25 protein-coding genes are annotated in these 26915 nt (G+C 33.5%); 20 read left to right on the top strand and 5 right to left on the bottom strand.

The window, feature by feature from the left end; genetic code table 11:
* Positions 1-103 precede the first annotated feature (103 nt).
* The 10 genes from cydA (at position 104) to ACZDYH_RS14550 (ending at position 12555) form a co-directional block, all read left to right on the top strand.
* Positions 104-1507: a cytochrome ubiquinol oxidase subunit I gene (cydA, locus tag ACZDYH_RS14595; RefSeq protein WP_000448870.1), complete on the top strand. Its 1404-nt coding sequence runs from the start codon at positions 104-106 to the stop codon at positions 1505-1507.
* Positions 1494-2510, top strand: a complete 1017-nt coding sequence (cydB, locus tag ACZDYH_RS14590) for a cytochrome d ubiquinol oxidase subunit II (RefSeq protein WP_000950083.1) — start codon at positions 1494-1496, stop codon at positions 2508-2510. The genes cydA and cydB overlap by 14 nt, the downstream gene beginning before the upstream one ends.
* Positions 2510-4231, top strand: coding sequence for a thiol reductant ABC exporter subunit CydD (gene cydD, locus ACZDYH_RS14585; protein WP_000824036.1), 1722 nt, complete (start codon positions 2510-2512; stop codon positions 4229-4231). The genes cydB and cydD overlap by 1 nt, the downstream gene beginning before the upstream one ends.
* Positions 4228-5952, top strand: coding sequence for a thiol reductant ABC exporter subunit CydC (gene cydC / locus ACZDYH_RS14580; protein ID WP_006921899.1), 1725 nt, complete (start codon positions 4228-4230; stop codon positions 5950-5952). Before cydD ends, cydC begins: the two co-directional genes overlap by 4 nt.
* 133 nt (positions 5953-6085) lie before the next feature.
* Complete coding sequence (locus ACZDYH_RS14575; RefSeq protein ID WP_140335821.1) at positions 6086-7219, top strand: hypothetical protein; 1134 nt, start codon at positions 6086-6088, stop codon at positions 7217-7219.
* A gap of 122 nt (positions 7220-7341) precedes the next feature.
* Positions 7342-9903 carry a glycosyltransferase gene (locus ACZDYH_RS14570; protein WP_474886464.1) on the top strand — a complete coding sequence of 854 codons (2562 nt, stop codon included), beginning with the start codon at positions 7342-7344 and terminating at the stop codon, positions 9901-9903.
* Between the two features lie 19 nt (positions 9904-9922).
* Complete coding sequence (locus tag ACZDYH_RS14565; RefSeq protein ID WP_152121322.1) at positions 9923-11053, top strand: DegT/DnrJ/EryC1/StrS aminotransferase family protein; 1131 nt, start codon at positions 9923-9925, stop codon at positions 11051-11053.
* Positions 11046-11612 carry an acyltransferase gene (locus tag ACZDYH_RS14560; RefSeq protein WP_074553840.1) on the top strand — a complete coding sequence of 189 codons (567 nt, stop codon included), beginning with the start codon at positions 11046-11048 and terminating at the stop codon, positions 11610-11612. Before ACZDYH_RS14565 ends, ACZDYH_RS14560 begins: the two co-directional genes overlap by 8 nt.
* Before the next feature lie 184 nt (positions 11613-11796).
* Complete coding sequence (locus tag ACZDYH_RS14555; protein WP_000459099.1) at positions 11797-12018, top strand: hypothetical protein; 222 nt, start codon at positions 11797-11799, stop codon at positions 12016-12018.
* A gap of 90 nt (positions 12019-12108) precedes the next feature.
* On the top strand, positions 12109-12555 hold the full coding sequence (locus tag ACZDYH_RS14550; RefSeq protein WP_000695203.1) for a DUF6376 family protein: 447 nt from the start codon (positions 12109-12111) through the stop codon (positions 12553-12555).
* 35 nt (positions 12556-12590) lie between these two features.
* Here the strand turns inward: ACZDYH_RS14550 and ACZDYH_RS14545 are convergent, their stop codons facing one another.
* The 3 genes from ACZDYH_RS14545 to ACZDYH_RS14535 form a co-directional block, all read right to left on the bottom strand.
* Positions 12591-12929 (bottom strand): EamA family transporter, encoded by a 339-nt coding sequence (locus tag ACZDYH_RS14545; protein ID WP_001089868.1) that lies wholly within the window; start codon positions 12927-12929, stop codon positions 12591-12593.
* Complete coding sequence (locus ACZDYH_RS14540; protein WP_000805125.1) at positions 12922-13263, bottom strand: EamA family transporter; 342 nt, start codon at positions 13261-13263, stop codon at positions 12922-12924. The genes ACZDYH_RS14545 and ACZDYH_RS14540 overlap by 8 nt, the downstream gene beginning before the upstream one ends.
* A 143-nt stretch (positions 13264-13406) precedes the next feature.
* Positions 13407-14408: a S66 family peptidase gene (locus ACZDYH_RS14535; protein WP_474886460.1), complete on the bottom strand. Its 1002-nt coding sequence runs from the start codon at positions 14406-14408 to the stop codon at positions 13407-13409.
* A gap of 259 nt (positions 14409-14667) precedes the next feature.
* Here ACZDYH_RS14535 and ACZDYH_RS14530 point away from each other — a divergent pair, with 259 nt between their 5' ends.
* Both ACZDYH_RS14530 and ACZDYH_RS14525 read left to right on the top strand, forming a co-directional pair.
* Positions 14668-15621, top strand: coding sequence for a D-alanyl-D-alanine carboxypeptidase family protein (locus ACZDYH_RS14530; RefSeq protein WP_001080877.1), 954 nt, complete (start codon positions 14668-14670; stop codon positions 15619-15621).
* A gap of 246 nt (positions 15622-15867) precedes the next feature.
* Entirely contained in the window at positions 15868-16470 is a 603-nt protein-coding gene (locus ACZDYH_RS14525) for a nitroreductase family protein (protein WP_001987122.1), read from the top strand.
* A 40-nt stretch (positions 16471-16510) separates the two neighbouring features.
* Here the strand turns inward: ACZDYH_RS14525 and ACZDYH_RS14520 are convergent, their stop codons facing one another.
* On the bottom strand, positions 16511-16681 hold the full coding sequence (locus ACZDYH_RS14520) for a DNA mismatch repair protein MutT (RefSeq protein ID WP_139849607.1): 171 nt from the start codon (positions 16679-16681) through the stop codon (positions 16511-16513).
* A 741-nt stretch (positions 16682-17422) separates the two neighbouring features.
* Between ACZDYH_RS14520 and entFM the strand changes: the two genes are divergently transcribed.
* A complete protein-coding gene (gene entFM / locus ACZDYH_RS14515; RefSeq protein WP_000755513.1) occupies positions 17423-18709 on the top strand; it encodes an enterotoxin EntFM in 1287 nt (428 codons plus the stop codon).
* A gap of 99 nt (positions 18710-18808) precedes the next feature.
* Here the strand turns inward: entFM and ACZDYH_RS14510 are convergent, their stop codons facing one another.
* Positions 18809-19573, bottom strand: coding sequence for an alpha/beta fold hydrolase (locus tag ACZDYH_RS14510; protein WP_001194309.1), 765 nt, complete (start codon positions 19571-19573; stop codon positions 18809-18811).
* Positions 19574-19813: 240 nt separating this feature from the next.
* Here ACZDYH_RS14510 and ACZDYH_RS14505 point away from each other — a divergent pair, with 240 nt between their 5' ends.
* The 7 genes from ACZDYH_RS14505 (at position 19814) to ACZDYH_RS14475 (ending at position 26870) form a co-directional block, all read left to right on the top strand.
* Entirely contained in the window at positions 19814-21574 is a 1761-nt protein-coding gene (locus ACZDYH_RS14505; protein ID WP_049107614.1) for an ABC transporter ATP-binding protein, read from the top strand.
* Positions 21575-21659: 85 nt separating this feature from the next.
* The gene (hitR, locus tag ACZDYH_RS14500; protein WP_000612414.1) at positions 21660-22337 is read left to right on the top strand and encodes an envelope stress response regulator transcription factor HitR; all 678 of its coding nucleotides are present in this window, start codon (positions 21660-21662) and stop codon (positions 22335-22337) included.
* On the top strand, positions 22334-23407 hold the full coding sequence (hitS, locus tag ACZDYH_RS14495; protein WP_049107615.1) for an envelope stress sensor histidine kinase HitS: 1074 nt from the start codon (positions 22334-22336) through the stop codon (positions 23405-23407). The genes hitR and hitS overlap by 4 nt, the downstream gene beginning before the upstream one ends.
* A gap of 227 nt (positions 23408-23634) precedes the next feature.
* Positions 23635-24354 carry a 3-ketoacyl-ACP reductase gene (locus ACZDYH_RS14490; protein WP_000818985.1) on the top strand — a complete coding sequence of 240 codons (720 nt, stop codon included), beginning with the start codon at positions 23635-23637 and terminating at the stop codon, positions 24352-24354.
* 289 nt (positions 24355-24643) lie between these two features.
* Positions 24644-25516 (top strand): aminoglycoside 6-adenylyltransferase, encoded by an 873-nt coding sequence (locus ACZDYH_RS14485; RefSeq protein WP_001258539.1) that lies wholly within the window; start codon positions 24644-24646, stop codon positions 25514-25516.
* Positions 25517-25634: 118 nt separating this feature from the next.
* Positions 25635-26462 carry a peptidoglycan-N-acetylglucosamine deacetylase gene (locus tag ACZDYH_RS14480; RefSeq protein ID WP_000291222.1) on the top strand — a complete coding sequence of 276 codons (828 nt, stop codon included), beginning with the start codon at positions 25635-25637 and terminating at the stop codon, positions 26460-26462.
* Positions 26463-26528: 66 nt separating this feature from the next.
* On the top strand, positions 26529-26870 hold the full coding sequence (locus ACZDYH_RS14475) for an SdpI family protein (protein WP_000564329.1): 342 nt from the start codon (positions 26529-26531) through the stop codon (positions 26868-26870).
* Positions 26871-26915: the final 45 nt, after the last annotated feature.

Here is a 26915-nt window from a genome sequence, read left to right as displayed (position 1 = left end):
ACATACAAAATGTTTTTGTCTTTTCGTATTTCTTAATAATTGAGTTTGATAAGATTGCTCAATTAACTTTTATTATAAAAACTATGAAGGAAGTGATTTTAGTATGGAAACGCTCGAATTGGCACGAATACAGTTCGCATCAACAACGATTTTCCATTACTTTTTTGTTCCGCTGTCAATTGGTTTAGCTTTTATTATTGCGATCATGCAAACGTTGTATGTGGTAAAAGGGCAAGAGGTATATAAGAAGATGGCAAAGTTTTGGACGCAATTATTCCTTATTAACTTTGCAGTAGGTGTAGTAACAGGTATTTTACAAGAATTTCAGTTTGGTATGAACTGGTCAACGTATTCACGTTTTGTAGGTGATGTATTTGGTCCCTCGCTTGCAATTGAAGGATTACTGGCATTTTTCATTGAGTCTACATTCCTAGGTTTATGGGTATTCGGTGAGGACAAATTACCGAAGCGAATTCACTTAATGTGTATTTGGCTCCTTTCAATTGGAACGATGTTATCAGCATTCTGGATTTTAACTGCAAGTGCATTTATGCAGTCACCTGTCGGGTATGAAATGGCAGCTGATGGTCGTGCGCAAATGAATGATTTCTTAGCCATTATTCAAAACCCACAACTATGGGTACAATTCCCGCATACAATTACAGCGGCAATTGCAACAGGTGCATTCTTTATTGCTGGTGTAAGTGCATGGAAAATTACAAAAGGACAAGAAACTGTAGTATTTAAAAAATCTTTCCGCATTTCTATCATTGTTGGAACAATTACAACGGCGCTTGTATTATTCTTTGGTCATGCACAAGCGCAACAATTAATTAAGACACATCCAATGAAGATGGCGGCAGCTGAAGCGCTATGGAATACAAGTGAGGATCCAGCACCATTTACAGTATTTTCGAAAATTGATACAGAGAAGAAAGAAAATTCGTTTGAAATTCAAATCCCTTATATGCTAAGTCTATTATCGTATGATAAGTTTAGCGGTCAAGTTGAAGGGATGAATCAAATTCAAAAACAATATGAGGAAAAATATGGACCTGGAGATTATATTCCTCCAGTGCATACAATGTTTTGGAGTTTTAGAGCGATGGTAATGAGTGGAACATTCATGCTTCTTCTAGGAGCTTACGGATGGTTCTTATCAAGAAAAGATCGTTTAGCTGAAAAAACGTGGTATTTAAAATTAATGGTGTATGCAATTTCTCTTCCATTCATCGGTAATACAGTAGGGTGGATTATGACTGAAATGGGTCGTCAACCTTGGGTAGTATTTGGGGTAATGAAAACAGAAGATGCTGTATCACCAAATGTAACATTCGGTGAAGTATTATTCTCACTTATTTCATTCACATCAATGTATTTAATTATGGGTGGAATTTGTGTGTACTTATTTGTTCGTACCATTAAGGGCCACACGAATAAGAAAACGAAAAAGGATTATCAAAGCCATGATCCATTTGATAAGGAGGAAGAGTATGTTATCTCTTAATGAGTTGTGGTTTTTAGTTATTGCAATCTTGTTTGTTGGATTCTTCGTACTGGAAGGTTTCGATTTTGGTGTAGGAATGGTTTCGAGGTTTTTAGGAAAGAATGATTTTGAAAAACGAGTTTACTTAAATACAATAGGACCGTTCTGGCACGCGAATGAAGTATGGCTTGTTTGTGCTGGTGGAGCCATGTTTGCGGCATTTCCGCACTGGTATGCAACTTTATTTAGTGGTTTTTATATTCCATTTGTATTTATGCTTCTTGCTTTAATTTTAAGAGGTGTTTCTTTTAAATTTCGTGCGAAAATAGATAATCATAAATGGAAGAGTGCATGGGATTGGGGGATGTTTATTGGAAGTATGTTACCTCCTATCCTTTGGGGAGTTGCGATTGCAAACTTTATGGTAGGTGTACCTATTGATGAGAGTAAAAATGTTGTAGGTGGATTCTTGCAATTACTTCATCCATTTGCGTTACTTGGAGGAGTAATGTTTCTCCTACTATGTATTGTTCACGGATTACAATTTCTTACGATACGTACAACTGGTAAATTGAGAGAACGTGCACGAATTGCTGCAATAAAAATTGCACCATTTTCATTAATTACACTTCTTGTTTTTGCTGGTGTGGGGTTATGGAAAACCGACATTTTCACTGCTCATGGAACAGAATGGATTATGGTACCAATCGGAGCTTTTGTAGCACTATTAGTGTCCACTTTATTAAATAAAAGAAGAAGAGATGGTTGGGCTTTCTTTATGACGAGTTTAACAATCATTTTACTAAGTGCGAGTGTATTTATCGGTATGTTCCCACGTGTTATGATTAGCTCTTTAGGAGCAATGAATGATTTGACAATTTACAACGCAGCATCAGGAGCTTATGCATTAAAACTTATGACTTACTTTGCGATTGCTATTTTGCCTTTCGTTATCGGAAGTCAAATATGGAGTTATTATGTATTTAGACAACCTGTTAAGTCAGACAACGATTTGGAGTACTAATGAAAAGAAAAAGAGGACTTCCGTCTTATCCCGGTAGCCGTATTTTATATGTAGCGTTAACGATTATTAGTATTTTAGAAGCTTTTAGTATTATTGCGCAAACAATCTTTTTAGCACGAGCTATTACGTTTTTATTTCATGGAGAGACAGTACAAACAATATTAAGTGAAGTTGTGTATTTTGGTATCGCGTTTGCAGCGCGTAACATAGTAGTTCGAACATCACAAATATTAGTGGAACGTTTTGCTGAAAAAACAGGGTCGTTACTAAGAAAACAATTGATAGAGGCATATTTCACATTAGGTCCAAGGTATGTTCAAACTGTTGGAACTGGTCATCTGGTTACCTTATCAATTGAGGGGATTGAGAAATTTAAAACATATATTGAATTAACGATTCCTAAAATGATTAGAAGTAGTATCGTTCCAGGTCTAATTGTACTATATGTTTTTACGCTAGATATTGAGTCTGGAATCATTTTAGTTGTAACGATTCCTATCGTGATCATATTTATGATTCTTCTCGGATTAGCAGCGCAAAAAATGGCAGATAGTCAGTATGAGATATATCGTGTACTTTCGAATCATTTTGTAGATACGTTAAAAGGTTTAGAAACATTAAAGTATTTAGGGAAAAGTGAACAGCACGAAGGAAAGATTGAAAAAGTAAGTAAAAGATATAGAAAAGCAACGATGCGTACTTTGCGAGTTGCTTTTCTTTCTTCTTTTGCATTAGATTTCTTTACGAGTTTATCAATTGCGTTTGTGGCAGTTGGATTAGGGATACGTTTAATAGATGGAACGATTATACTATTACCAGCCCTTACAATTTTGATTTTAGCTCCGGAATATTTTCTGCCGATTAAACAAGTGGGAGCAAATTATCATGCGACATTAGATGGACAAATTGCGATGGAGCAAATAGAAGAGATTTTGCAACAACAAAAAGGAATACAAAAGAAAGATTTAAATGAAGATATAGTATGGAATGCCTCTAGTAGCTTGAAATTACAAGACATCAAAGTTAATAATACTGAATCTGAAAAGGCTATATTAGAAGGAATTAATTTTACTTGGGAAGGTAACGGTGCTATTGGTGTTATTGGTGAAAGTGGTGCAGGGAAATCGACGTTAATCGACGTATTAGCAGGTTTTTTATCTCCTTCGAGTGGAAAGATGTTAGTAAATGGTCTAGAAGTTGATGGATCTACTCGTGAAGATTGGCAAAAAAATATTGCTTATATTCCGCAGCAACCTTATATTTTTCCGCTTTCATTAAAGGATAACATTCGTTTTTATGAAACAAATGCAACAGATGAAGAAGTTGAAAGAGTTATTAATGAAGTCGGCCTTCGTTCACTCGTTACATCACTTCCAAATGGGATACACGAAAGAATTGGAGAAGGTGGACGTATGCTAAGTGGCGGACAAGAACAGCGTGTTGCTATGGCGCGTGCGCTTTTAAGTAAAAAACCAATCATTTTATTAGATGAGCCTACGGCACATCTTGATATTGAAACCGAATTTGAAATAAAGCAAGCGATGTTACGTTTATTTAATGGAAAGTTAGTATTTTTAGCAACTCACCGTCTACATTGGATGAAACAAATGGACCATATCCTTATTTTAAATAAAGGGGAAATGAAAGAAAGTGGGACGTATGAAGAACTTTTAGAGAATGAGACATTACATTTTCATAGGGAAGAGAGGGGAGAGAAATGAGTAACTGGGTTAAACCTTATATAAAACAAAATAAAGGTAGAATGACTTTAACTATTTTCCTTGGTCTTCTTGGAGTTAGTTCAGGAGCGATGTTACTTTTTATTTCAGGTTATTTGATCTCAAAATCTGCCCTTAGACCAGAAAATGTAATGGCTGTATATGTTCCTATTGTTGCAACAAGAGCGTTTAGTATAGGGCAAGCTGTATTTCATTATATAGAGCGCCTAGTCGGGCATGATGTCGTACTACGTATATTAGAAAAAATGAGAACGAGGCTATATAGAATAGTAGAACCACAGGCGTTATTTTTCCGTTCTCGATTTCAAACGGGTGATATGTTAGGAGTGTTATCCGAAGATATAGAGCATTTGCAAAACCTATATTTACGTACAATATTTCCTAGCATATTAGCGTTAGTTGTTTATAGTATCTTCGTACTTGTTATCGGTGCATTTGATTTTGTTTTTGCACTTATTGTAGGTTGTATGTTAGCTATTATCGTTTTTCTTCTTCCGTTTGTATCATTACTTTTGATGAAGAAACATCATGTTACTTTAAAGCAAGGAAGAAACAGTTTGTATCAACAACTGACAGATGCTGTTTTTGGATTATCTGATTGGCAAGCAAGTGGTCGTAAAGATGAATTTATTAATGAGTATGTAAAACAAAATGATCAGTTGTTAAAAATCGAAAAGAGAGTGAAACGCTGGTATCATATTCGGGACAGTATCATTCAATTAGTAGTAGGTATTGTAGTTATTTCGATGATCATATGGACTGGGAATGAAGCGGCAAGTGAACAAATTGCTCCTACAGTTATCGCAGCTTTCGTATTAATGACTTTATCTGTAACGAACGCGCTTATTCCTATTGTAGATGCCATCGATCGAATACCGTCGTATGTAGAATCTACCCATCGTCTTAATGGCGTAGAAAGTAATAGTGTTTTACATGATGAAACGGATTTGCATGGAGAGAAAGATTATATTGAACCAAAACATGTAGATATTGAACTGAATCACGTATCGTATAGTTATCCAGATAGTAATGAGATTGTATTAAAAGATGTATCATTACAAATAAAAGCAGGGAAGAAAATTGCTATTTTAGGGAGAAGTGGGACAGGGAAATCTACTTTACTAAAATTGTTAACAGGGGCGTTAAGCCCAGTAAATGGCCAAGTTGTCTTGAATGGTGAAAGAGCTCATACGAATCTTTTATCTAAATATATTTCTGTATTAAATCAAAAGCCGCATTTGTTTGATACGACAATTGGAAATAATGTACGAATTGGCAAACCAGAGGCGACGGATGAAGAGATATGGAAAGCTTTAGAGAAAGCACAATTAGCTTCACATGTTACTTCTCTTCCGGACGGATTACAAACAAAAATGCATGAAATGGGAAAGCGGTTTTCTGGTGGGGAAAGACAAAGGGTTGCTTTTGCTAGAACTCTTATGCAAGAAACACCAATTATTGTACTTGATGAACCGACTATCGGTTTAGATCCAAAAACAGAATTGTCTTTAATCGAAACAATGTTTTCTGCAACGGAAGAAAAGACGGTTATTTGGATTACGCACCATCTTGTAGGAATAGAACATGTAGACGAAGTTATATTCCTTGATCGTGGCCAAATTGTCATGCAAGGTAGTCATAAACAACTTCTGAAAGAAAATGAAAAGTATCGTAAACTTTATGAGTTAGATAAAGGAATATAATTTGAATAAGCAATAATTGTAAAAATAGCTACGCCTAATGGTGGAGCTATTTTTTTTGTTAGATTGCAGGTGTATATGATTGTTACGAATTAAAAATGAATTTCATATTATACATATAATGGAGGGGATGTACATGAAGGAGCAATATAAAATCATTGTTTTAAGTGATGAGTTATCAGGGGAGAGGATTCGAAATACGTTAGACAAAAATAAATGTAAAACAATAGTTCATGTTGTAGACGTTTCAGATGTTGTTCGTATAGAAAGTTCTTTTCAATATATAGTCATTTGGAGAGGGGACGCAGAAAAACTTACAAATGACTTGATAAATAGGGGCGTGCAAAGTTCAAAAATTATTAATTTAACAAAATACATGTATGAATGGAAGGATAAATTAATTTCTATCTATCAAATAAATCCGGATCTTATGTCTTTATACATTTCTATGAAAAAAGCAAAGAGTGATCCGACGTATGAATTGTTTGCTACCGGTTTGTCTTATCCACATTGTGGCATAAGTACGGAGCTTCTCTCAAAAAAGTCAATAAAATTAACACTTCCATCGCAAGATCTATACTATGATTATTTAATAGCGTCACAACTTTTATCAAACAATCATTCATTTCAATATTGTTTAATAGGAATAGCCTATTTCTCGTTTTACTTTGATATGTCGTTATCATCTGAATCATATAGAATTCACAAAGTATATTATCCATTGTTTCAAGATGGTCATCATACTGTAGTTCACTCTCCTCTACCCACTGATGGATTCTCACATCTAAATACTCCGAAACCACTTCTTTCTATTTTTAATTTGCATTTTGAATATATTTTATTAGACGAACTAAAAGATGAATCATTGATACTGCCTTGGATAAATGCTGAATGGAATACTACTTCTCTTCATATTCCTTTTGAAGAACACGGGAAAATAAGAGCAGCTTCACATGCTAAATTGGCGTATCCTCATACTTTAGTTGAAAATAAAATGATTTTTAAGAAATATTTAGAATTACTGTTGAAAAATGATATAAAGCCATTAATTGTTGTGTTCCCTGTTACTTCACATTATTTCAATTGTAGTAGTAAGAAATTAAAAGAAGATTTTTATAAAGTTATAAATGATTTTCAAACTCAATATTCTTTTCAAATTATAGATCTATTTGATTCACCATTATTTTGTGATGATGATTTTTATGATAGTGATCATATGAATAAAAAAGGTGCAAATAAAATGTCCGCGTTATTAAATATGTTTATTTAGGAACGAAAAGTATGATATTTTGTTTCATGTTTGCATAAAAGTATATAGGCTCCATACAGTTAAAGTAATGTGATTTTTGTGTCGCGTATATAAATAATATGCGAAGAGGTGAGAGAGTTAAAATGAGAACTCGTATTGAAAGAAATGAAGAGGTGGTAGAGCAACTTCCGTTGGTAAGTGTATTAATTCCTACGTACAATCGTCCTCTTTACTTTGAAAAGGCGTTATGTAGTGTGTTAGAACAAACGTACCCTAATATAGAAATTATAGTTGGAGATGACAGCACGAATGATGAAACAGAAAAAGTGTTACAAAAATACTTATGTGATCATTCAAATATTATTTATATAAAAAATAGATCAACTCTCGGACAATTTGAAAATGCGCTAATGTTATTTAATGAAGCGAACGGTGAATATATAAATTTTTTAATGGATGATGATGTATTTCATATGAATAAAATTGAAAAAATGATGAAGTATTTTTTCAATGATTTAGATAATGAAATTAAGCTTGTAACATCTCATCGTCAAGTCATTGATGATAAAGGGAAAGAGCTACGACATATTTATTCGACTGTCCGTTTATTTGAAGAAGATACGATTATAGAGGGAACAGAATTAGGAAATAAGGTAATTGTGGATCAAAAAAATTATATTGGAGAACCGACAACAGTTTTATTTCGTAAAAATGATTTACAAGAACCATATGGAATTTTTGATAAGAGGCGGTATTTATGTAACGTAGATATAGCTTCATGGTTATCTTTATTAAGTAAAGGAAAAGCAGTATATATAGCAGAAACGCTTAGTTACTTTCGATTACATCCAGATCAACAGTTAAATGAATCTAATAAAATGATGGATGGGTTAGAAGATTTTTCACACAGTATTATAGCAGGCGAAAAATATGGTTTCTTATCCACTGAAAAAGAGTTAGACAAAGCAATAACTAATTTTCTAGATTATGCAAGAAGGATAGTTCCATCATCGATATTATATACATTAGACTATTACCAAAAAATTAGAGCGAAGAAAATAAACATAGAAAAGAAAAAACAACATATAAATAATAATTCTTCATTACCGAAAGTAAGTATACTTATTCCTGCATACAATAGACCTTATTACTTGGAATTAGCACTCAACAGCGCTTTGAATCAAACATATGAAAATATTGAAATTATTATTTCTGACGATAGTACAAATAATGAAGTCAATGCTATGATTCAACCGTACTTACGTGAATATGAGTGTATTACATATGTTAAAAATGAAACGCCGTTAGTTGCCGAAAACTTTAATAAGTGTGTAGAACTTGCGAATGGGGACTATATAAACTTTTTATTAGATGATGATTTATTTCATCATGAAAAGATCGAGAGAATGATGAAATACTTTTTGACGTTAGAAAATATTTCATTTGTGACGTCATATCGTGAACTGATTGATGAGAATGGAGAGATATTACCACCTTCAACATTAAATATGAAAATCGCGAAAGAAACTACACTTTTTGAAGGAAAAGAATTAGGAAATTATATGTTAAAAAACTTAAAAAATGTAGTTGGTGAGCCGACAACGGTTTTGTTTAATCGGGATTTGTTTGACGAGAAGTTTGGATATTTTAAAGGAAAGGCTTATTCTGCTATTAATGACATTGCAACTTGGCTAGATATGATGAGGAAAGGAAAAGTAGTTTATATGCAAGAACCTCTTAGTTATTTTAGACAACATAGTGGACAAAATCAAAAACAAATGCATTTTATTTTAATGACAATTGAAGAGTGGATTGAATTAATTATAGATGCATATAATAGTGGATTTTTAAGCTCCGAAAGTGAGTATAAAGAGAGTTTATCTTATTGTTTAGAAAATGCGGGATTTATAGTTAAGGATGCAGTAAGAAATGGCGAACTAGATCAAATTTATAATGAAAAGATAAAAAAAGGGTTAAACAAGTTAGTTGCTCATATGTTTGAGAAAGAATCTTGTTATTGTCAATATTGCAATCAACAATTTGAAAAATTTTCACCTTGGCCAGCGCATTATGATTTTCCGAAATATAAATTTGAGATGTGGAATAAAGATACAGGGATATGTCCAGTTTGCAATTCGATGGATCGTGAAAGATTGTATCGTGCGTACATTGAAACGGAAACGGACTTGTTAAATAGAAACTATACAATGCTTCATATTGCACCTGAAGCGAAGTTAAGAGATTGGTTTAACGAGTATAAAAATATTACGTATGTATGTGGTGACTTAGAACCAAAGGATCCATTAATGAAGGAAATTGATGTTACAAGGATTACATATGATAGTAATACTTTTGATGTAATATTATGTAGCCATGTGTTAGAACACGTTCCTGATGATGACAAAGCAATGCGAGAGTTATATAGAGTGTTAAAGCCAAATGGATGGGGAATTATTCAAGTACCGATCGTAATGAATGTAGATTTTATTATAGAGAATGAATTAATTGTAACACCACAATTGAGGAAATTAGCTTTTGGTCAAGAAGATCATGTGAGAATTTACAATCAATCGGGATTTATTCAACGATTAATGAATGCAGGATTTAAGGTAGAATTATATAACATAGCGGAAAAACAAGGAATGAAAAGTGCTAGGAAATTTGGATTATCTGAAACAGATATGCTCTATATTGTCCGAAAATGATAGGAAGGAATAGATAGATATGGAGAATATTCCTTTTTTACGTGCTTCAACTGTACCTGTAAGTGAGTATTTGGACGAATTGAAGGAAATTGATACATCTCACATATATACGAATTATGGACCTATAAATCAACGTTTCGAGGAAACAATTATGTCGTCATTTTTTCAAAACAGGGGAGCTGTTACAACAGTAGCAAACGCAACGTTAGGGTTAATGGCGGCTATTCAACTAAAGAAAAGAAGAAAGGGAAAGTATGCTCTCATGCCTAGCTTTACATTCCCTGCGACTGCCTTAGCCGCTATTTGGTGTGGATTGGAACCTTACTTTATTGATATTTCAATAGATGATTGGTATATGGATAAAACCGTACTTTTGGATAAAATAGAAGAATTAAAAGAAGAGGTTGCGATTGTTGTCCCGTACGCCACTTTTGGATCATGGATGAACTTAGAAGAATATGAAGAATTAGAGAAGAAGGGGATTCCGGTTGTCGTAGATGCGGCGCCGGGATTTGGTTTAATGAATAGAGGGATGCATTACGGTCAAGATTTTAGTGGAATGATCGTATATAGCTTTCATGCAACAAAGCCGTTCGGAATTGGTGAAGGAGGGCTCATATATAGTAAAAACGAAGAAGATATACAACGTATTAAAAGAATGGGGAATTTCGGATTTGATAAAAATCGTGAATGTACGATGATGGGGTTTAATTGTAAAATGTCTGAATACGCAGCAGCTATTGGGATTGCGACTATAAAAAAGTGGGATCAAAAATTAAAAGAACGTACCCGTATTTCTGAATGGTATAAACAGTTGTTACAAAATACTGGGTTAATGAAAAAAGGGTGGAAAGCCCAAAAGACAGAAGCAGTTATTCACCAATTTATGCCTATCATTTGTCCAGAAGAAGTTCGCAACATACAAGTAATTGAAGAACTGAAAAAACAGAAAATAGAAGCTAGATTATACTTTTCACCATCTTGCCACCAACAAGTTCTTTTTAAAAACTATAAGTCTACAGATTTAACAAAGACGAATAAAATAGCAAAACGAATCGTAAGTTTACCTTTATGGGAAGGAATGACGAAAGAACTAGTAGAGCAAATTGTAATTTGTTTAGAGCAGAAGGTGGTGTCGGTAGATGAATAGTTTTTATAGTCAAGAAGAACTAAAGAAAGTTGGATTTTTATCTGTTGGGAAAAATGTATTGGTTAGTAAAAAAGCAAGTATATATAATCCGAGTGCTATATCAGTTGGCAATCATGTAAGAATTGATGATTTTTGCATTTTAAGTGGTAAAATCACAATTGGAAGTTATTCGCACATATCAGCGTATACAGCGTTATATGGAGGGGAAGTTGGGATTGAAATGCATGATTTTGCAAACATCTCAGCTAAAACAATCGTATATGCAGTACTTGATGATTTCAGTGGAAATACATTAATGGGTCCAACCGTCCCGAATCAATATAGGAATGTGAAAGCAGAAAAAGTTATTTTAAAAAAACATGTGATTATTGGTGCTAATTCTATTATTTTTCCAAATGTAACGGTAGGAGAAGGTACGGCAGTCGGTGCGATGAGTATGGTAAAAGAGAGTTTAGATGATTGGTATATTTACGCTGGAGTTCCCGTAAGAAAAGTAAAACCTCGTCAAAAAAAGATGCTAGAGTTAGAAATTGATTTTTTAAAAAGCATTCATTCTTAACAAAAATGAATGAATGTTTTTTATTTTTATCTCGCTATTTGCCGATAAAGATTCGACTGGTGAGGGCTAATTAAAGTTTCACTTTATGATAGAGCAGAGAGTATCTTAACTTATTGTGTTTTAAATTTTGCTGACCAAGGCAATACTGAGCCATAGTGAATGTAAAGTTGGAGGGCGAGCGTATATGTTTGATGAGGATGGGATTGTTTTAATTATGGAACCAGCTGATGAAAGAAACTTGAGGAGATTTATTTTTTCAGTGCCAAAGTCAGTGTATGAAAAGAAGGGGCTTACATTACACTATGGAACAGCTATAGGACAAGGATATATGGATATAATTGAAGATATTATAAGCGTACATATAGAAATAGATGTTGTAACGATAATAGGGCATGTAAGAGGATAAATAGCTATTTGAAAAAGGTTATAAACAATTTAGCTAGAAGTTATGTATAGAGAAAATTACAGACAATGATAAAGGCGAAGGGGGTCTAAAATGAAAATAAAATCAATTTTATTAGTATTTATAGTTTCAATTGGTTTAATGGGATGTTCAATAGTGGAAGAAGGAAAGAACTCCATAGATTATGCTCAAAAGGCGACAGACTATGTAAATGAAATAAGTGCATTTGCAAATGATGCGCCAGCATTAGCAGAAAAGGCCGTTAATGATAGCGAGGCTCGAAAAGAATTAGAAACGAAGCTTAGTGAAATTAAACAAGATATACCCGCATTCAATGAATTAACGCCACCTGATGTAGCAAAGGATCTTCATCAACAAATCGTCGGATATAATGAAAAGTTAAATACGTTAATTGATACGGCGATGACAAAGATAGAAGAAGGGAAAGTGGATGTAGAGCAATTTAAAAACTCTGAGCTTATGCAGACGGTAGATCAAGTTCGAGATTTGAAAGATAAAGTGCAAAATTTAGGTCAATAGTAAAAAGCTCCGTTTGTGATAAACGGAGCTTTTTACTATTGGATACAATAAACGATTACACCAACGATAATAATCATGTTGCCGATGAGTTTACGTTTCGTTATTTTTTCTCCTAGGAAATACCAACCGAAAATTAATATGATGATATAACTTAAGGATTCTAATGCTGATGCTTGTTTTAATGCCATACCCTTCATGGCGATAACATTTAATCCGGCGTTAATTACAAATAAAGAGTAGCCGATAATAACATAAGGATTCACATATTCTTTTATTCTAGAATCGTATTGTTGCAAAGTAGCTTTTTTTAATAATATTTGTGAGTAATTAGCTAAAATTATCCCGAAAATAAATAATAACATATAACTATTCATCTTTTGTCACCACCACAATTCCGACAATAATAATAGCTGCACCAAGTAAATGATTCCACTGAATCGTATCTCCAAATAGAAATACTGACCAAAGCATTGACCACAGTATAATAATTCCGCGATGTGAATATGCTTTTGAAATTTCGAAATGTTTAATTACTTGTTGCCATAAAATTGCATATCCGAATAAAAGTATAACTAGTCCGAAATAAGCAACAAAAAATGAGATGGAAGCAATGGGGAATTTAGCTGCCCATTTCATGTAAACCATAATGATAGAATATATCAAAAAAGCTACATGTAAAAATACGTAATTTTTAATAGTTGGTTTCATTTATTCACTCTCTTTTGCATATAAATATATATTTATACCTAATTTTTCTAATGATAGATATTGGAACGTATTTTGTTTAATCTTTCACATTCCAAATTATATAGTATCATGGCTTTTATTGTAAAACAATAGAAGCTATGCATTCATTTTTTCCAAGGTTCTACAATATGTATCGTTTTATTTGTTGCATCCAACTCTACTTGAACACCGATAGGCATGGTAATCATGGGATGTATATGACAACAATCGAAGTCAGCTAGAAAAGGAATTCTTTGATTTTGAAGTACTTCTAATAGTATTTCAAAAGGTTTTCGATTTGTACCACAATCATCAAATTGCTCATGTTTTCCAAGAATGATACCTGAAATTTTATCGAATACACCGTTAATTTTAAGTAATGAAAAGCTTCTTTCAATAGTAGCTGCATCTTTTGAACTGTCCTCAATGAAGAGAATGTCGCCTTCTTGAATATGTGGCATATAGGGGCTACCCCAAATTCCTTGTATCGTGTTTAAATTCCCGCCAATAATACGCCCAGTAGCTTTTCCATCAATTACTGAAATCCAATCGTTTGGTCGAAGTTCTTTCTCCTTCGTCTTTTCTTCCCAATTAATAAATTCATCTGACCAAAATAATGGTTGTTTTATATGATAAGGAAGAGAATGATCATGTAGTAAAGTTTCAGCAAAATATTTGTATGTGCAATCAACAAAAGGTTCAAATTCGCCAAAGGAAGGGACGAGAGCTGGTCCATAAAATGTAGGGATTCCTGTTTTGGCGTAAATTGCTAGTAATAAAGCAGTTGCATCTGAATACCCAATCATTATTTTAGGGTTCTTTAGAAAAGCATCATAATCAATATAAGGTAATATTGAATTTGAATTCATCCCACCAATTGTTGACATAATACAAGAAATATTAGGATTTCTTATTAAGACATTTAGCTCCTCAGCACGCTCTTGTATACTACCAGAACGATAAAAATCATATCGACCTGTTAATGAACCTTCTAATATATGAAACCCTTTCTGTTGTAAGTAAGATTTTGCTCGTTCAAATCTTTTTGGAGAAGTGTAGGTTACTGGTGAAGAAGGGGAGTAGATCCCAATTGTGTCTCCGTATTTTAATGATTTTGGAAGTAGCATTTGTATGAATCCCTTCTATTAAATAGTTTATCTCGCTATTTGACGGGTAGCCCGATTGGGGGGCTGATTAAAGTTTCGCTTTATTTACGAGATTTTATTATTGAATATTCTTACGTTTCAACATTGTAAGTTTAACATAAATAAATTAAAATAATCATTGCTGTATATGAATAAATATACCTTTTACCTTGACTATATAAAGGAATTGTTGATAAGGTTAAATGTGAGTGTATAAAAGGTTTGCTAAAGGAGTTTTGAAATGAATCGGTTAAAATGGGGAAGGATGACAGTCCTATTAGTCATTATTTTAGGGATATGTTGGTTCTTATTCCAAGGAAATCAAAAGAGCGTAGCGAATGTAGAGGGACAACCTTTGCAAGTGGCAGAACTACCTAAAGCAGGATTTACTGAAAAAGTAGTCCCGCCAAAGTACATCCCACCAGAAATTAACGCAAAAGCAGCTATGATTATCGATGCGAGTGATGGAGATATTATTTATCAATATAATGAAAATGAAGCTTTTGCACCAGCTAGTATGTCTAAGATGATGACAGCGTATCTCCTACTAGAGAGTATACATAACGGGAAAGTTCGCTGGGAAGATCCAGTGAAAATGAGTGCGAAGGCGGCACAAACAGAGGGAGCGAGAATCCCAGTACAAGTTAATGACACATTAACTGTTAAAGATTTATATCATGCATTAATGATTGAGTCAGCTAATAATGCAGCTGTGGCTTTAGCAGAACATATGGCAAAATCGGAGAAAGATTTCGTTCAGCTTATGGATGCAAAAGCGAAACAGTTAAAAATGTCGGAACATGCTAAATTTGCAAATGCTTCTGGATTACAAGAGCCAGATGGAAGTGAAACAAAAATGACGGCTGGTGATGTAGCACAATTGGCGTATCATCTTATAAAAGATTATCCGGAAATATTAGAAGTGACTCACTTACGTCAAAGTCAGCTAGCATTTAATAATATTAATGTTATAAGCACAAACGACATGTTAAATAAAAATAATAAAAGTTTATATATAGAAGGAATAGACGGACTAAAGACTGGATTTACAGATAGTGCAGGATACTGTTTTACTGGGACTGCAAAGCAAGGTGATAATCGAATTATTACAGTGGTCATGGGGACATCAAGTAAAACAAAACGTTTTACAGAGACAAATAAGTTAATGTCGTATGCATTTGGATTAGTTAATTAAGTAAGTAAAATACGAATCTAGATCGCTACATAAGTAAGACTGTTTGTTGTTACTAATTTTAGATAACAACAAACAGTCTTTTTATTTTTATTTTAAAAAGGAAAAAGCTTCTAAATATAAGTGTTATTATTTGAGTTTGTTTGTTGCTGTGATATTATAAAGTTATAAGCTTATTAATAATAAGTTTGAGGGGCGTAATATGATATATACATATGAAATAGCCTCAATTGAAAATTGGAGGGAATTATGATGGCAAAAGATTTTTACTCAGCAATTGAAGACAGAAGATCTATTTATGCAATTAGTAAAGAGCAAGTAGTTTCTGATGAGAAAATTCAAGAAGTGATTTATCATGCTGTAAAACATACACCTTCAGCTTTTAATTCTCAAAGTGCTCGCGTTGTTGTTTTATTAGGAGAACAACATGATAAATTATGGGATATTACGAAAGAAACGTTACGAAAAATTGTACCTGAAAATAACTTTGCACCTACTGAAGAAAAAATGAATGCATTTAAAAGTGGTTATGGAACGGTTTTATATTTTGAAGACAGTGAAGTAGTGGAAAGCCTTCAAGCTAACTTTGCATTATATAAAGATAATTTCCCAACTTGGTCTCAGCAATCATCAGGAATGTTACAATTTGCAATTTGGACAGCTTTAGAAATTGAAGGGTTTGGTGCTACGTTACAGCATTACAATCCGCTAATTGATGAAGAAGTGAGAAAAGAGTGGGATGTTCCAGAGAATTGGAAACTTATTGCGCAAATGCCATTTGGTAAACCGGTAGTACATGCTGGTGAAAAAGAATTCCAACCGCTAGAGGACCGTGTGAAAATTTATAAATAATTTAAAAAGGTGAACAGGAATATAACCTGTTCACCTTTTTTTATACGTAATAAGGGTTTTTTTGTCCGGCATTTTTCATCTGATTTTTTAATTCGTTTTTACGTGTTTCAATAGCTGATACTTTTTGTAATGTTATCATTGAAACGAATTGAATAAAAGTATAGTATAGCTCTATGTTTTTTTGTATTGGATCATCTATTATATTTCTCACAAATATGCCTCCTCTTTTTATTCCAATAAAACTCCGCATTAATGGGCAGCCCGAGTGGTGAGGGTTAATAATTAGCGGAGGATGTATAAAACCCTTCCTGATTAAAGTTTCATTTTATAAGGGAATGAAACTTTAATCAATTCGCTAAAATTCTTGTTTATTAAGATATGTATATAATACTATAAATATCCTATAAATTCCATTATAAGAAAAAGAGAACAGTTGATATAGTGTGTGTTTTCTTTAAAGGAGAAATGGCTTTTGTGAAATAAATCTTACAATTCGTCAAATTATTTCAAAATTGTAGATAGTATAGAAATTTAGTTTTCTAAAAATATTATACTATTGATAAATAGAGTGATTTTTGTCATGATGAAAGTATACTTCATGTAAGGAGCTTTATAAGGAAATACATACTTGAGTTTGTATTAGGTTAATAGAATTTTTTATAATAGATAGAAAAGGGATATTTTATATTAAAATATTAAATGGAATGTCGAATTTTCATGCGATATATAAGAAATTTGAAAAAACCATTGCAAAAACACTGTGTTTAATGATAAAGTTCACATGAAGTTCACACGGATTTCACTTTGTTCATTTAAAATGAACTCTGTGTGAAAAATAAAACTCTTGCTAAAAAATGGAACTGGATGAATATTTTACTTTGATAATATTGTAAAGTATTAAAGTTTTAGTTTTTTTTAAGAGGATAGTAGGGAAAGGAAGTAAAGACAACTTATGAAAAAAGTAATTGCAGGTTTAGCAGCAGCTTCTGTAGCTGGCGTTGCAGTTCCAGGAATGGATTCTGCTCATGCACAAGTTTCAAATGAAGCGCTAAAAGAAATTAATGGACAAACTCAAACTCAAACTCAAACGACTGTAACTGAAACAAAAACTGTAGAAACAACTTCTGAATTAAAATACACAGTAACTGCTGATGTATTAAATGTTCGTTCAGGTGCTGGTACAGGACATAACGTTATTTCTAAAGTAAAATCAGGCCAAGTGCTACAAGTAGTTGGACAAGAAAATGGTTGGTTCAAAGTAAACGTAAATGGTCAAACAGGTTATGTAAGTGGTGACTTCGTAACGACTGGTGGCAAAACAGGAACGACTGTTCAACAAGGAACAGGTACTTACACAGTAAACGTTTCTTCACTTAACGTACGTACAGGCCCAAGTACATCTCATACAGTATTAGGTTCTGTAAACAAAGGTAAAACAGTACAAGTTGTAGGTGAAGTACAAGATTGGTTTAAAATCAACTTCAATGGTGGAACTGGATACGTAAGCAAAGACTTCGTAACAAAAGGTGGTTCTGCTGTATCTAACGAAACACAACAACCAACTACAAACAACAATACTACAACAGTTCAAACTGGTGGTTCTTATGTTGTTAACACTGGTGCTTTAAAAGTACGTACAGGCCCAGCTACATACAACGCTGTAATCGGTGGAGTAACAAATGGTAAAGTATTAAACGTTACTGGTGCTGAAAATGGTTGGTACAAAATTAACCATAACGGCCGCACAGGTTACGTAAGTGCAGACTTCGTTAAGTTTGTAAAAGGCGGAGTAAACAACGTTACAAATAACAATAATGTTACAAATAACGTTCAACAACCAGGTAAAGACGTACAAAAACCAACAACAGGTGGAGATACATCTTCAATCGCTGGATTCGCTAGATCTTTAAATGGTTCACCATACAGAACTGCTGGTACAACACCTGCTGGTTTTGACTGCAGTGGATTCATTCACTACGTATTAAATCAAACTGGTCATAAAGGCGCTCGTCAAACAGTTGCTGGATACTGGAGCTCTAAAACAAAAACTAGCAATCCACAACCAGGTGATTTAGTATACTTCCAAAATACTTATAAATCAGGTCCTTCTCACATGGGTGTTTACTTAGGAAACGGTCAGTTCATTAGTGCAGAAACAGATGCAACTGGTGTACGTATTAGTTCTGTAAGTAACTCTTACTGGAGCAAGCACCTATTAGGTTACACAAAAGCATACTAAGAAAAAGTAGTTTTATATACTTTTCGTATAGAGAAAAGGCTTTCCAAGGAAACTTGGGAAGCCTTTTTATAGTTGAATAAATTGGAAGTTTAATAGTTTTTATTTTAACTTTCCATTTAAAAATCGATCATATAAGTCATGGAAATAGTTAGGACGAAATAAGTTCGCTGCATGTCCCGCTAACGGTATTTCCTTATATAGAACGTTAGGCAAAATAGATTTCAAATCAAATAGACAAGATTTATAGAGATGATCATGCTCTCCCATTACCCATAGTATAGGGTGAGGAAGTGATTTTAATTTAGATTTTAAATCGAATTCTAACCGATGTCGTAATGACTGGGCAATTATGGATGAATGTAATTGTAATCCGAAACGGTAGTAAATATTTCTTGAAATGACTGCGAACGGATTTGCTTTTAATATACCGCTTGGAAAAATAGTATTTGCGTATTGAGAGAGCCATTTAGAGTATTCATCTCCTCGCTTCTCCCAAAAATTTTGAAATACATTATATAAACGAGAAGGGTTATTGTAATGTCCTCCAATATGACAAATACTTAATACTTTTTCTGGATGCATTTGTGCAAAAATTGTAGAGATGTAACAGCCGTAACTTAGCGCACAAATATGTGCTTTTTTAATACCTTCTTGCTCATATAAGTTTAATAATTGATCTACGAGGCGCTGTAATGAAAAGTCGATTGCTTCTCCTTTATCATCACCGTGACCTAATAAGTCATAAGTTATAATGTTGTAGGAGGAAGAAAAACGTTTTTGTTCCTTTTTGAAGGCGCGACGATTGCCAACTAATCCATGAATAAAAATAATTGTTTCCTTTTCAGAATGTATATTTGTTTGCAAAAAGGATACTCCTTTCACTAACTGGAGATTTATATCGTGTTGTAAATTATTTATCTATAATTTACATAGAATAATATTAAGTACCAGGTAATAATATCAGATGTTTATATCTGTTGTAAAGATGAGTTTTTATGTATATTTTGTAAAAATAGAAAAAGTGTGTTTACATTCAGTTTACATTTGTATCGTATTCTAATTTTAGAAAGAACAGTTTTGTTTACCACGAGGAGATGAACAGGAATGGAAGTTAGAAATGAAATGAAGAAAAAAGGGAGTTGGAGGAAGTTTTTACGCCTTATTCAAGATACAAATCCTCCGAAAGGAATTTTAGTTTTTGCGTTATTAATGAGTTTGCTTTCTACGGGAGCGAGTTTATTTATTCCTATGCTGACAAAAGGATTAGTAGATAATTTTTCGCTTTCTTCAATTAGTGCAGGACAAATTGTTGGATTAGTTGCTTTCTTTGTAATGCAAACTATTGCGGCAGGGTTGTCTATATATTTACTAAATTATATTGGGCAGAAGATTGTAGCGGGACTAAGAGAACGTTTGTGGAAAAAGGTACTTATCTTGCCGGTATCTTATTACGATCAAAATAGAACAGGTGATACAATTAGCCGTATGACGAATGATACAGGTGTAGTGAAAACGTTAATTTCTGAGCATTTGTCAAACTTATTAACAGGCGGTATTTCAATTGTTGGATCGTTAATTGTATTATTTGTTTTAGATTGGAAAATGACTGCGTTACTTTTAACGGTTATTCCGTTGTCTGTATTAATTTTAGTTCCACTTGGACGAAAAATGTATAAGATTTCAAAAGCGCTTCAAGATGAAACGGCATCTTTTACAAGTGTGTTAACGCAAGTGTTATCAGAAATTCGTTTAGTGAAATCTTCAAATACAGAAAAAAGAGAATATGAAACGGGTAATACAGGTATACAAAAGTTATTACAATTTGGTTTGAAAGAAGGAAAAGTGCAAGCATTAATTTCGCCAGTTATGTCGTTTGTTTTAATGGCACTACTTGTTATTATCGTAGGATATGGCGGGATGCGAGTTTCTAGCGGTGCATTAACAACCGGTGAACTTGTAGCGTTTATTTTGTATTTAGTTCAAATTGTAATGCCAATGAGTCAATTATCTATGTTCTTTACACAATTCCAAAAGGCAATTGGTGCAACGGAAAGAATTAGTACGATTTTAGAATATGAAGTAGAAGATCATGAAACTGGTGTGAAAGTGACAAATGCTAAGCAACCGATCGTTCTTGAAAATGTACATTTTGAGTATAACGAAGAAGAGCAAGTTTTGAAAAATATTGATTTCACAATTGAATCTGGAAAAGTGACAGCGATTGTAGGACCAAGTGGTAGTGGGAAAACAACGTTATTCTCATTACTGGAACGTTTTTATGAGCCAACTAGTGGCGCCATTAAATTAGGGGAAGAATCAATTACGAGTTATTCATTACAGTCATGGCGACGTCAAATCGGTTACGTATCACAAGATAGTCCGTTAATTGATGGAACAATTCGTGATAATATTTGTTATGGCGTCGAGGGCGAAGTAACGGATGAAGAAATTGAAAAAGTAGCAGCAATGGCATATGTTGATGCATTTATTCATGACTTACCAAACGGTTATGCAACAGAAGTTGGAGAACGCGGTGTGAAGCTTTCTGGGGGGCAAAGACAGCGAATTGCTATTGCCCGAGCGTTACTTCGAAATCCGCAAATTCTTATGCTCGATGAGGCAACTTCAAGCTTAGATAGTAAATCTGAGTCTGTCGTTCAAAAAGCATTAAATAACTTAATGAAAGGCAGAACAACATTAGTGATTGCACATAGACTTTCTACTGTTGTAGATGCAGATAAAATTATCTTTATTGAAAAAGGGAATCTTACAGGTAGTGGTACGCATGATGAATTATTACAGACGCATGATATGTATCGTGAGTTTGCAACGCAGCAATTGAAAATTAAAGAGGGTGCATTATAAAATGAATCATCAGTGGGATTTTACTCCACTGATGATTCATTTTTAAAAAATATATTAGATGCTAAGTAGAAAGGAAATGGTTCCTTTGATACCTAAAATTTTAATAGTAGACGACGATCCACACATTAGAGAACTCGTTTCTGTATTTTTAGAACGAGAAGGTTTTCAAACATATGAGGCAATTGATGGAGTAGATGCACTTCAGAAAATGGATGACGTAAAAGTCGATATGGTTATTCTTGATATCATGATGCCAAATATGGATGGATTTGATGTATGTTTTGAATTAAGAAAATACTATGATATCCCGGTTCTGATGCTAACTGCAAAAGGAGAAACATCACAAAAAGTAAAAGGATTTCACCTTGGGACAGATGATTATCTTGTAAAACCATTTGATCCTATAGAACTAGTAGTGAGAGTAAAGGCATTATTGAAACGTTACCAAATTACAGTTTCGCAATCGATTCAAGTTGGAAATGTATTATTAAATCGTAAAACATTCGAAGTTACATCTGGAGAACAAACGGTTACGTTACCGTTAAAAGAATTTGAGCTGCTCTTTACTTTAGGGTCTAAATCGGGAAGAACTTGTTCGAGAGAGCAATTAATTGAAGAAATATGGGGATATGATTTTGAAGGGAATGAACGTACACTAGACGTTCATATTAATCGGTTACGTGAGAAGTTTCAAGAAGAGCAGTCGAAATTTAGTATTAAAACAATAAGAGGATTAGGGTATCGCTTAGAGGTAAGTAAATGAGAAAAAGAAAACGAATGAGTAAGTTGAAGATGCTGAAAGTATTTGGAGCGGTATTAGCGCTCTTTTCTTTTCTTACTATCATTTGGTCTATCGCATTTTATGTAGCAACTAGTATATTGAATGCTTTTGACGTAAACGTATCGCCGTTTGTTGCCTTTCTAATTAGTGATATGGTCGGTTTTGTATTTATTATTCTTATTTGGACATTGATTGGAATATTAATGAGGCCAAAACGAGAGGCAATGATTTGGACTATTATTGAACCGATACAAAAAATTGCAAAAGGAGACTTCTCCGTAAAAATAAGAAATGAAGAAAAGTATGATGGTGAAATTGGCGTGCTCGTAAAAAGTATAAATGATATGACAGATGAACTGAATACGATGGAGAAAATGAGACAAGAGTTTGTATCGAATGTTTCTCATGAAATACAGTCACCGTTAACTTCTATAAAAGGATTTGCTAGAGCACTACAAGACGATAATCTTTCTGAGGAAAAAAGAAAGCATTATCTTACCATTATTGAAACTGAAACAACGAGATTATCTAAACTAAGTCAAAATTTACTAAAGCTAACTCTTTTAGAATCAGAGGAGTATACACCAGAAAGAGTGAGCTATCGATTAGATCAACAATTAAAGCAAATTGTGTTAAATAGTGAACCACTCTGGGCTGAAAAAGAAATTGAGTTAGAACTAGATTTAGAAAAAGTATATGTTATTGCTGACCAAGAAAGTATGAGTCAAGTGTGGATTAATTTAATTCATAATAGTATTAAATTTACTCCAAGCGGTGGTACGATTACTATTCAGTTAAAGGAACATGAGACAGTAGTGGAAGTGCGTATCCATGATTCAGGAATTGGTATATTAGAAGAACAGAAACAACATATTTTTGAGCGTTTTTATAAAGCGGATTCTTCACGAAATCGTGCCTATGGAGGAAGTGGCTTAGGTTTAGCTATTGTAAAGAAAGTACTCGACCTTCATCAAGGAGAGATAAAAGTGGAGAGTGAGGAAGGAAAAGGTACTGAATTTATTGTGCGTATTCCTAATTATGAAGAAAAATAGTGTAGTGATAAAGAACCATTTTTTATTTCATACGCAGACACTCTCTTATGAGGAGGGTGTCTTTATTTTGCATGAATAATGATAAATACGTGTAATGAATGCATAGTAATTTTCTACAGTTACCTACAAGTAACCTACGCACATGAAAGTGCATCATTGCCTTTTTACATAAACATAGATACAATTTTAATATAATACATAACTGAGATGATTAAGGAGTGTTATACTTGGCAGAATTATTACAAGGTAAAAATGCTTTAATTACAGGAGCAGGTAGAGGGATTGGTCGCGCTGTAGCAATCGCATTAGCGAAAGAAGGCGTAAATGTAGGCTTATTAGCTCGTTCAGAAGAAAACTTAAAAGCTGTAGCGAAAGAAGTAGAAGCAGAAGGTGTAAAAGCTGTTATTGCAACTGCTGATGTTTCTTCATACGAAGAAGTAACAACTGCGATTGAAACGTTAAAAAATGGTTTAGGATCTATCGATATTTTAATTAATAACGCTGGTATTTCTAAATTCGGTAAGTTTTTAGAACTAGACGTTGCTGATTGGGAAAAAATCATTCAAGTAAACTTAATGGGTGTATACTATGCAACTCGTGCAGCTTTACCGAGCATGATTGAACAACAATCTGGTGATATCATTAACATTTCATCTACAGCAGGACAAAAAGGTGCACCTGTAACAAGTGCATATAGTGCTTCTAAATTTGGTGTCCTTGGCTTAACAGAATCGTTAGCGATGGAAGTTCGCAAACATAACATTCGTGTAACAGCTTTAACTCCAAGTACAGTAGCAACTGATATGGCTGTAGATTTAGGATTAACTGATGGAAACCCTGATAAAGTAATGCAAGCAGAAGATATTGCAGAATTTATCGTAGCGCAGCTGAAATTAAATAAACGTACATTTATTAAATCTGCTGGGCTTTGGTCTACTAATCCATAGGAATTAAATTTAACTTTAAAAGAAGGGATATCTATTCTGTAAGGGGTAGATGTCCCTTCTTTATTTTTTGTATTCGAGACAGAATTTTCGGTATAATTAAAAGTGAATGGTAGAAAGCATTGGGAAATTGAAAGGGATGGCAGTTGTAAAAGAGTGATGTAAGGAGGAAAAAGGATGAAAAAGAAGTTTCAAAAATTATAACATGTATCGTGTATAACGAGATTAGCTCGTGGACCTCCAATATACATAACACTATATTATATATTAAAAAATTGGAGGATATAAGTAGATGAGAACTGAAAAAGAAATGTTAGACGTAATTATAAATATAGCAAAAGAGGATGAAAGAATTCGAGCAGTTATCATGAATGGATCGCGTGTAAATCCAAATGTGAAAAGAGATTGTTTTCAAGACTATGATATTATGTATGTTGTAAATGATATACAATCTTTTACGTCTAATCATAATTGGGTTCATAGATTTGGAGAAATAATGATAGTACAAATGCCAGAAGAAATGTCGTTAGTTCAACCAGATGAAGATGGGAAGTTTCCGTATTTAATGCAGTTCATGGATGGGAATCGGATTGATTTAACGCTAGTTCCAGTTGAGTTAATAAAAAAGTTCGTTGGACAAGATAGTTTAAGTAAACTGCTTCTTGATAAAGATAATTGTATGGAAGGATTCCCGCCAGCAAGCGATAAGGATTACTTAATAAAAAAGCCTACAGAAAAAGAGTTTTTGGATTGCTGTAATGAATTTTGGTGGTGTAGTACAAATGTGGCAAAAGGGTTATGGAGAGAGGAACTTTCTTATGCAAAAGGAATGCTTGAAGGACCAGTGCGAGATATGTTCATTGTAATGCTAGAATGGCATATTGGTATGAAAACAGACTTTACAGTTAATACAGGGAAGTTTGGAAAGCATTTCGAGCAATATATTGAAGAAGATATGTGGGAGCAATTTAAAAGGACATTTTCTAATGCTGAATATGAAAACATATGGGAGTCATTCTTTGTCATGAGTGATTTATTTAGGGAAGTGGCGAACGAAATCGCTAACACGTATGAATATCAATATCCGCAAGATGAGGATGATAAAGTGACGAACTATTTAAAACATGTGAAAGCTTTGCCAAAAGATAGTACATCAATTTATTAATAATATAAAGTAGTAAGACTGTCCTAATTAAGGACAGTCTTATTTTTGTTTATGAATAACAATTTCTCTAACAAAGTGCAGATGAATCACATATGAAAATTTAGGGAGGTTTTTTATCATGTATTATTTTTATTCGCCACAAATGTTTGCTCCATATCAATGGGGACTAGAACGAGATGTTTCGTATGCTTATATGCCATATAATTCATTTTATTATGGAGACTATATAAACTCATTGCCATACGCATATATCCCTCAAAATTATGAAGTACAAATGAAAGCATATGATCGTGGATCGTGGACACCATTTTCATGGGTTGAAAAATATGCGTACGCATTTTCAGGACCGTATAATAAAGCGGAAGTCGCTCTTACATTTGATGATGGACCAGATTTAGAATTCACGCCAAAAATATTAGATAAGTTAAAACAACATAATGTAAAAGCTACTTTTTTCTTACTTGGTGAAAACGCAGAAAAATTTCCGAACGTAGTAAAGCGTATTGCAAATGAAGGGCATGTAATTGGTAATCATACGTACAGTCATCCGAATTTAGCGAAAGTAAATGACGTTGAGTACCGTAATCAAATTATAAAAACGGAAGAAATATTAAAACGTTTAGCCGGCTATGCCCCTAAATTTATACGTCCACCGTATGGTGAAATACTTGAAAATCAATTGAATTGGGCAACTGAGCAAAATTTTATGATTGTACAGTGGAGTGTTGATACAGTTGATTGGAAAGGTGTAAGTGCCGATACGATTACAAATAATGTGTTAGGGAATTCATTTCCAGGTAGTGTCATACTGCAGCATTCTACTCCAGGTGGGCATTTACAAGGATCTGTTGATGCACTAGACAAAATCATTCCGCAGTTAAAAACGAAAGGGGCACGTTTTGTAACACTTCCAAGTATGTTCCAGACATCGAAAGAAAGAAAGTGAATGTGTTATAAATTGGAAAAATAAAGGTTGTGTCGTATAATGAAAGTGTAAGTTAGGGGGGTATAATTGATTGATGCACTCGTAAACATAGGAATAAGCATATTGATTGGTATTATTTTTATACTTGCGGCAATTATTCTTCAAAAAAATCCACCGACCGATATTAATGCGGCATATGGTTATCGTACGAAACGATCTATGAAAAATAAGGAATTATGGGATGCGGGTAACAGGTATAGTGTAGAAGTGATGAAGCAAAACGGATTTATCATGATGTTAATTGGAAGTGTTATTAGTATACTGTTTAGATATCCACATACAATAATAGCGATTATGGTGGTTATGGTATTGTTAATCATTCGCTTATTTATACGAGTAGAGAACAGATTAAAGACAATTGAACAATGATGATAAGGAAAATAGGACTCTCAGTCAATGATAGATAGGAGTCCT

The organism is Bacillus sp. EB V-12, from assembly GCF_056158125.1.
This window is presented reverse-complemented; position numbering and strand designations above follow the sequence as displayed.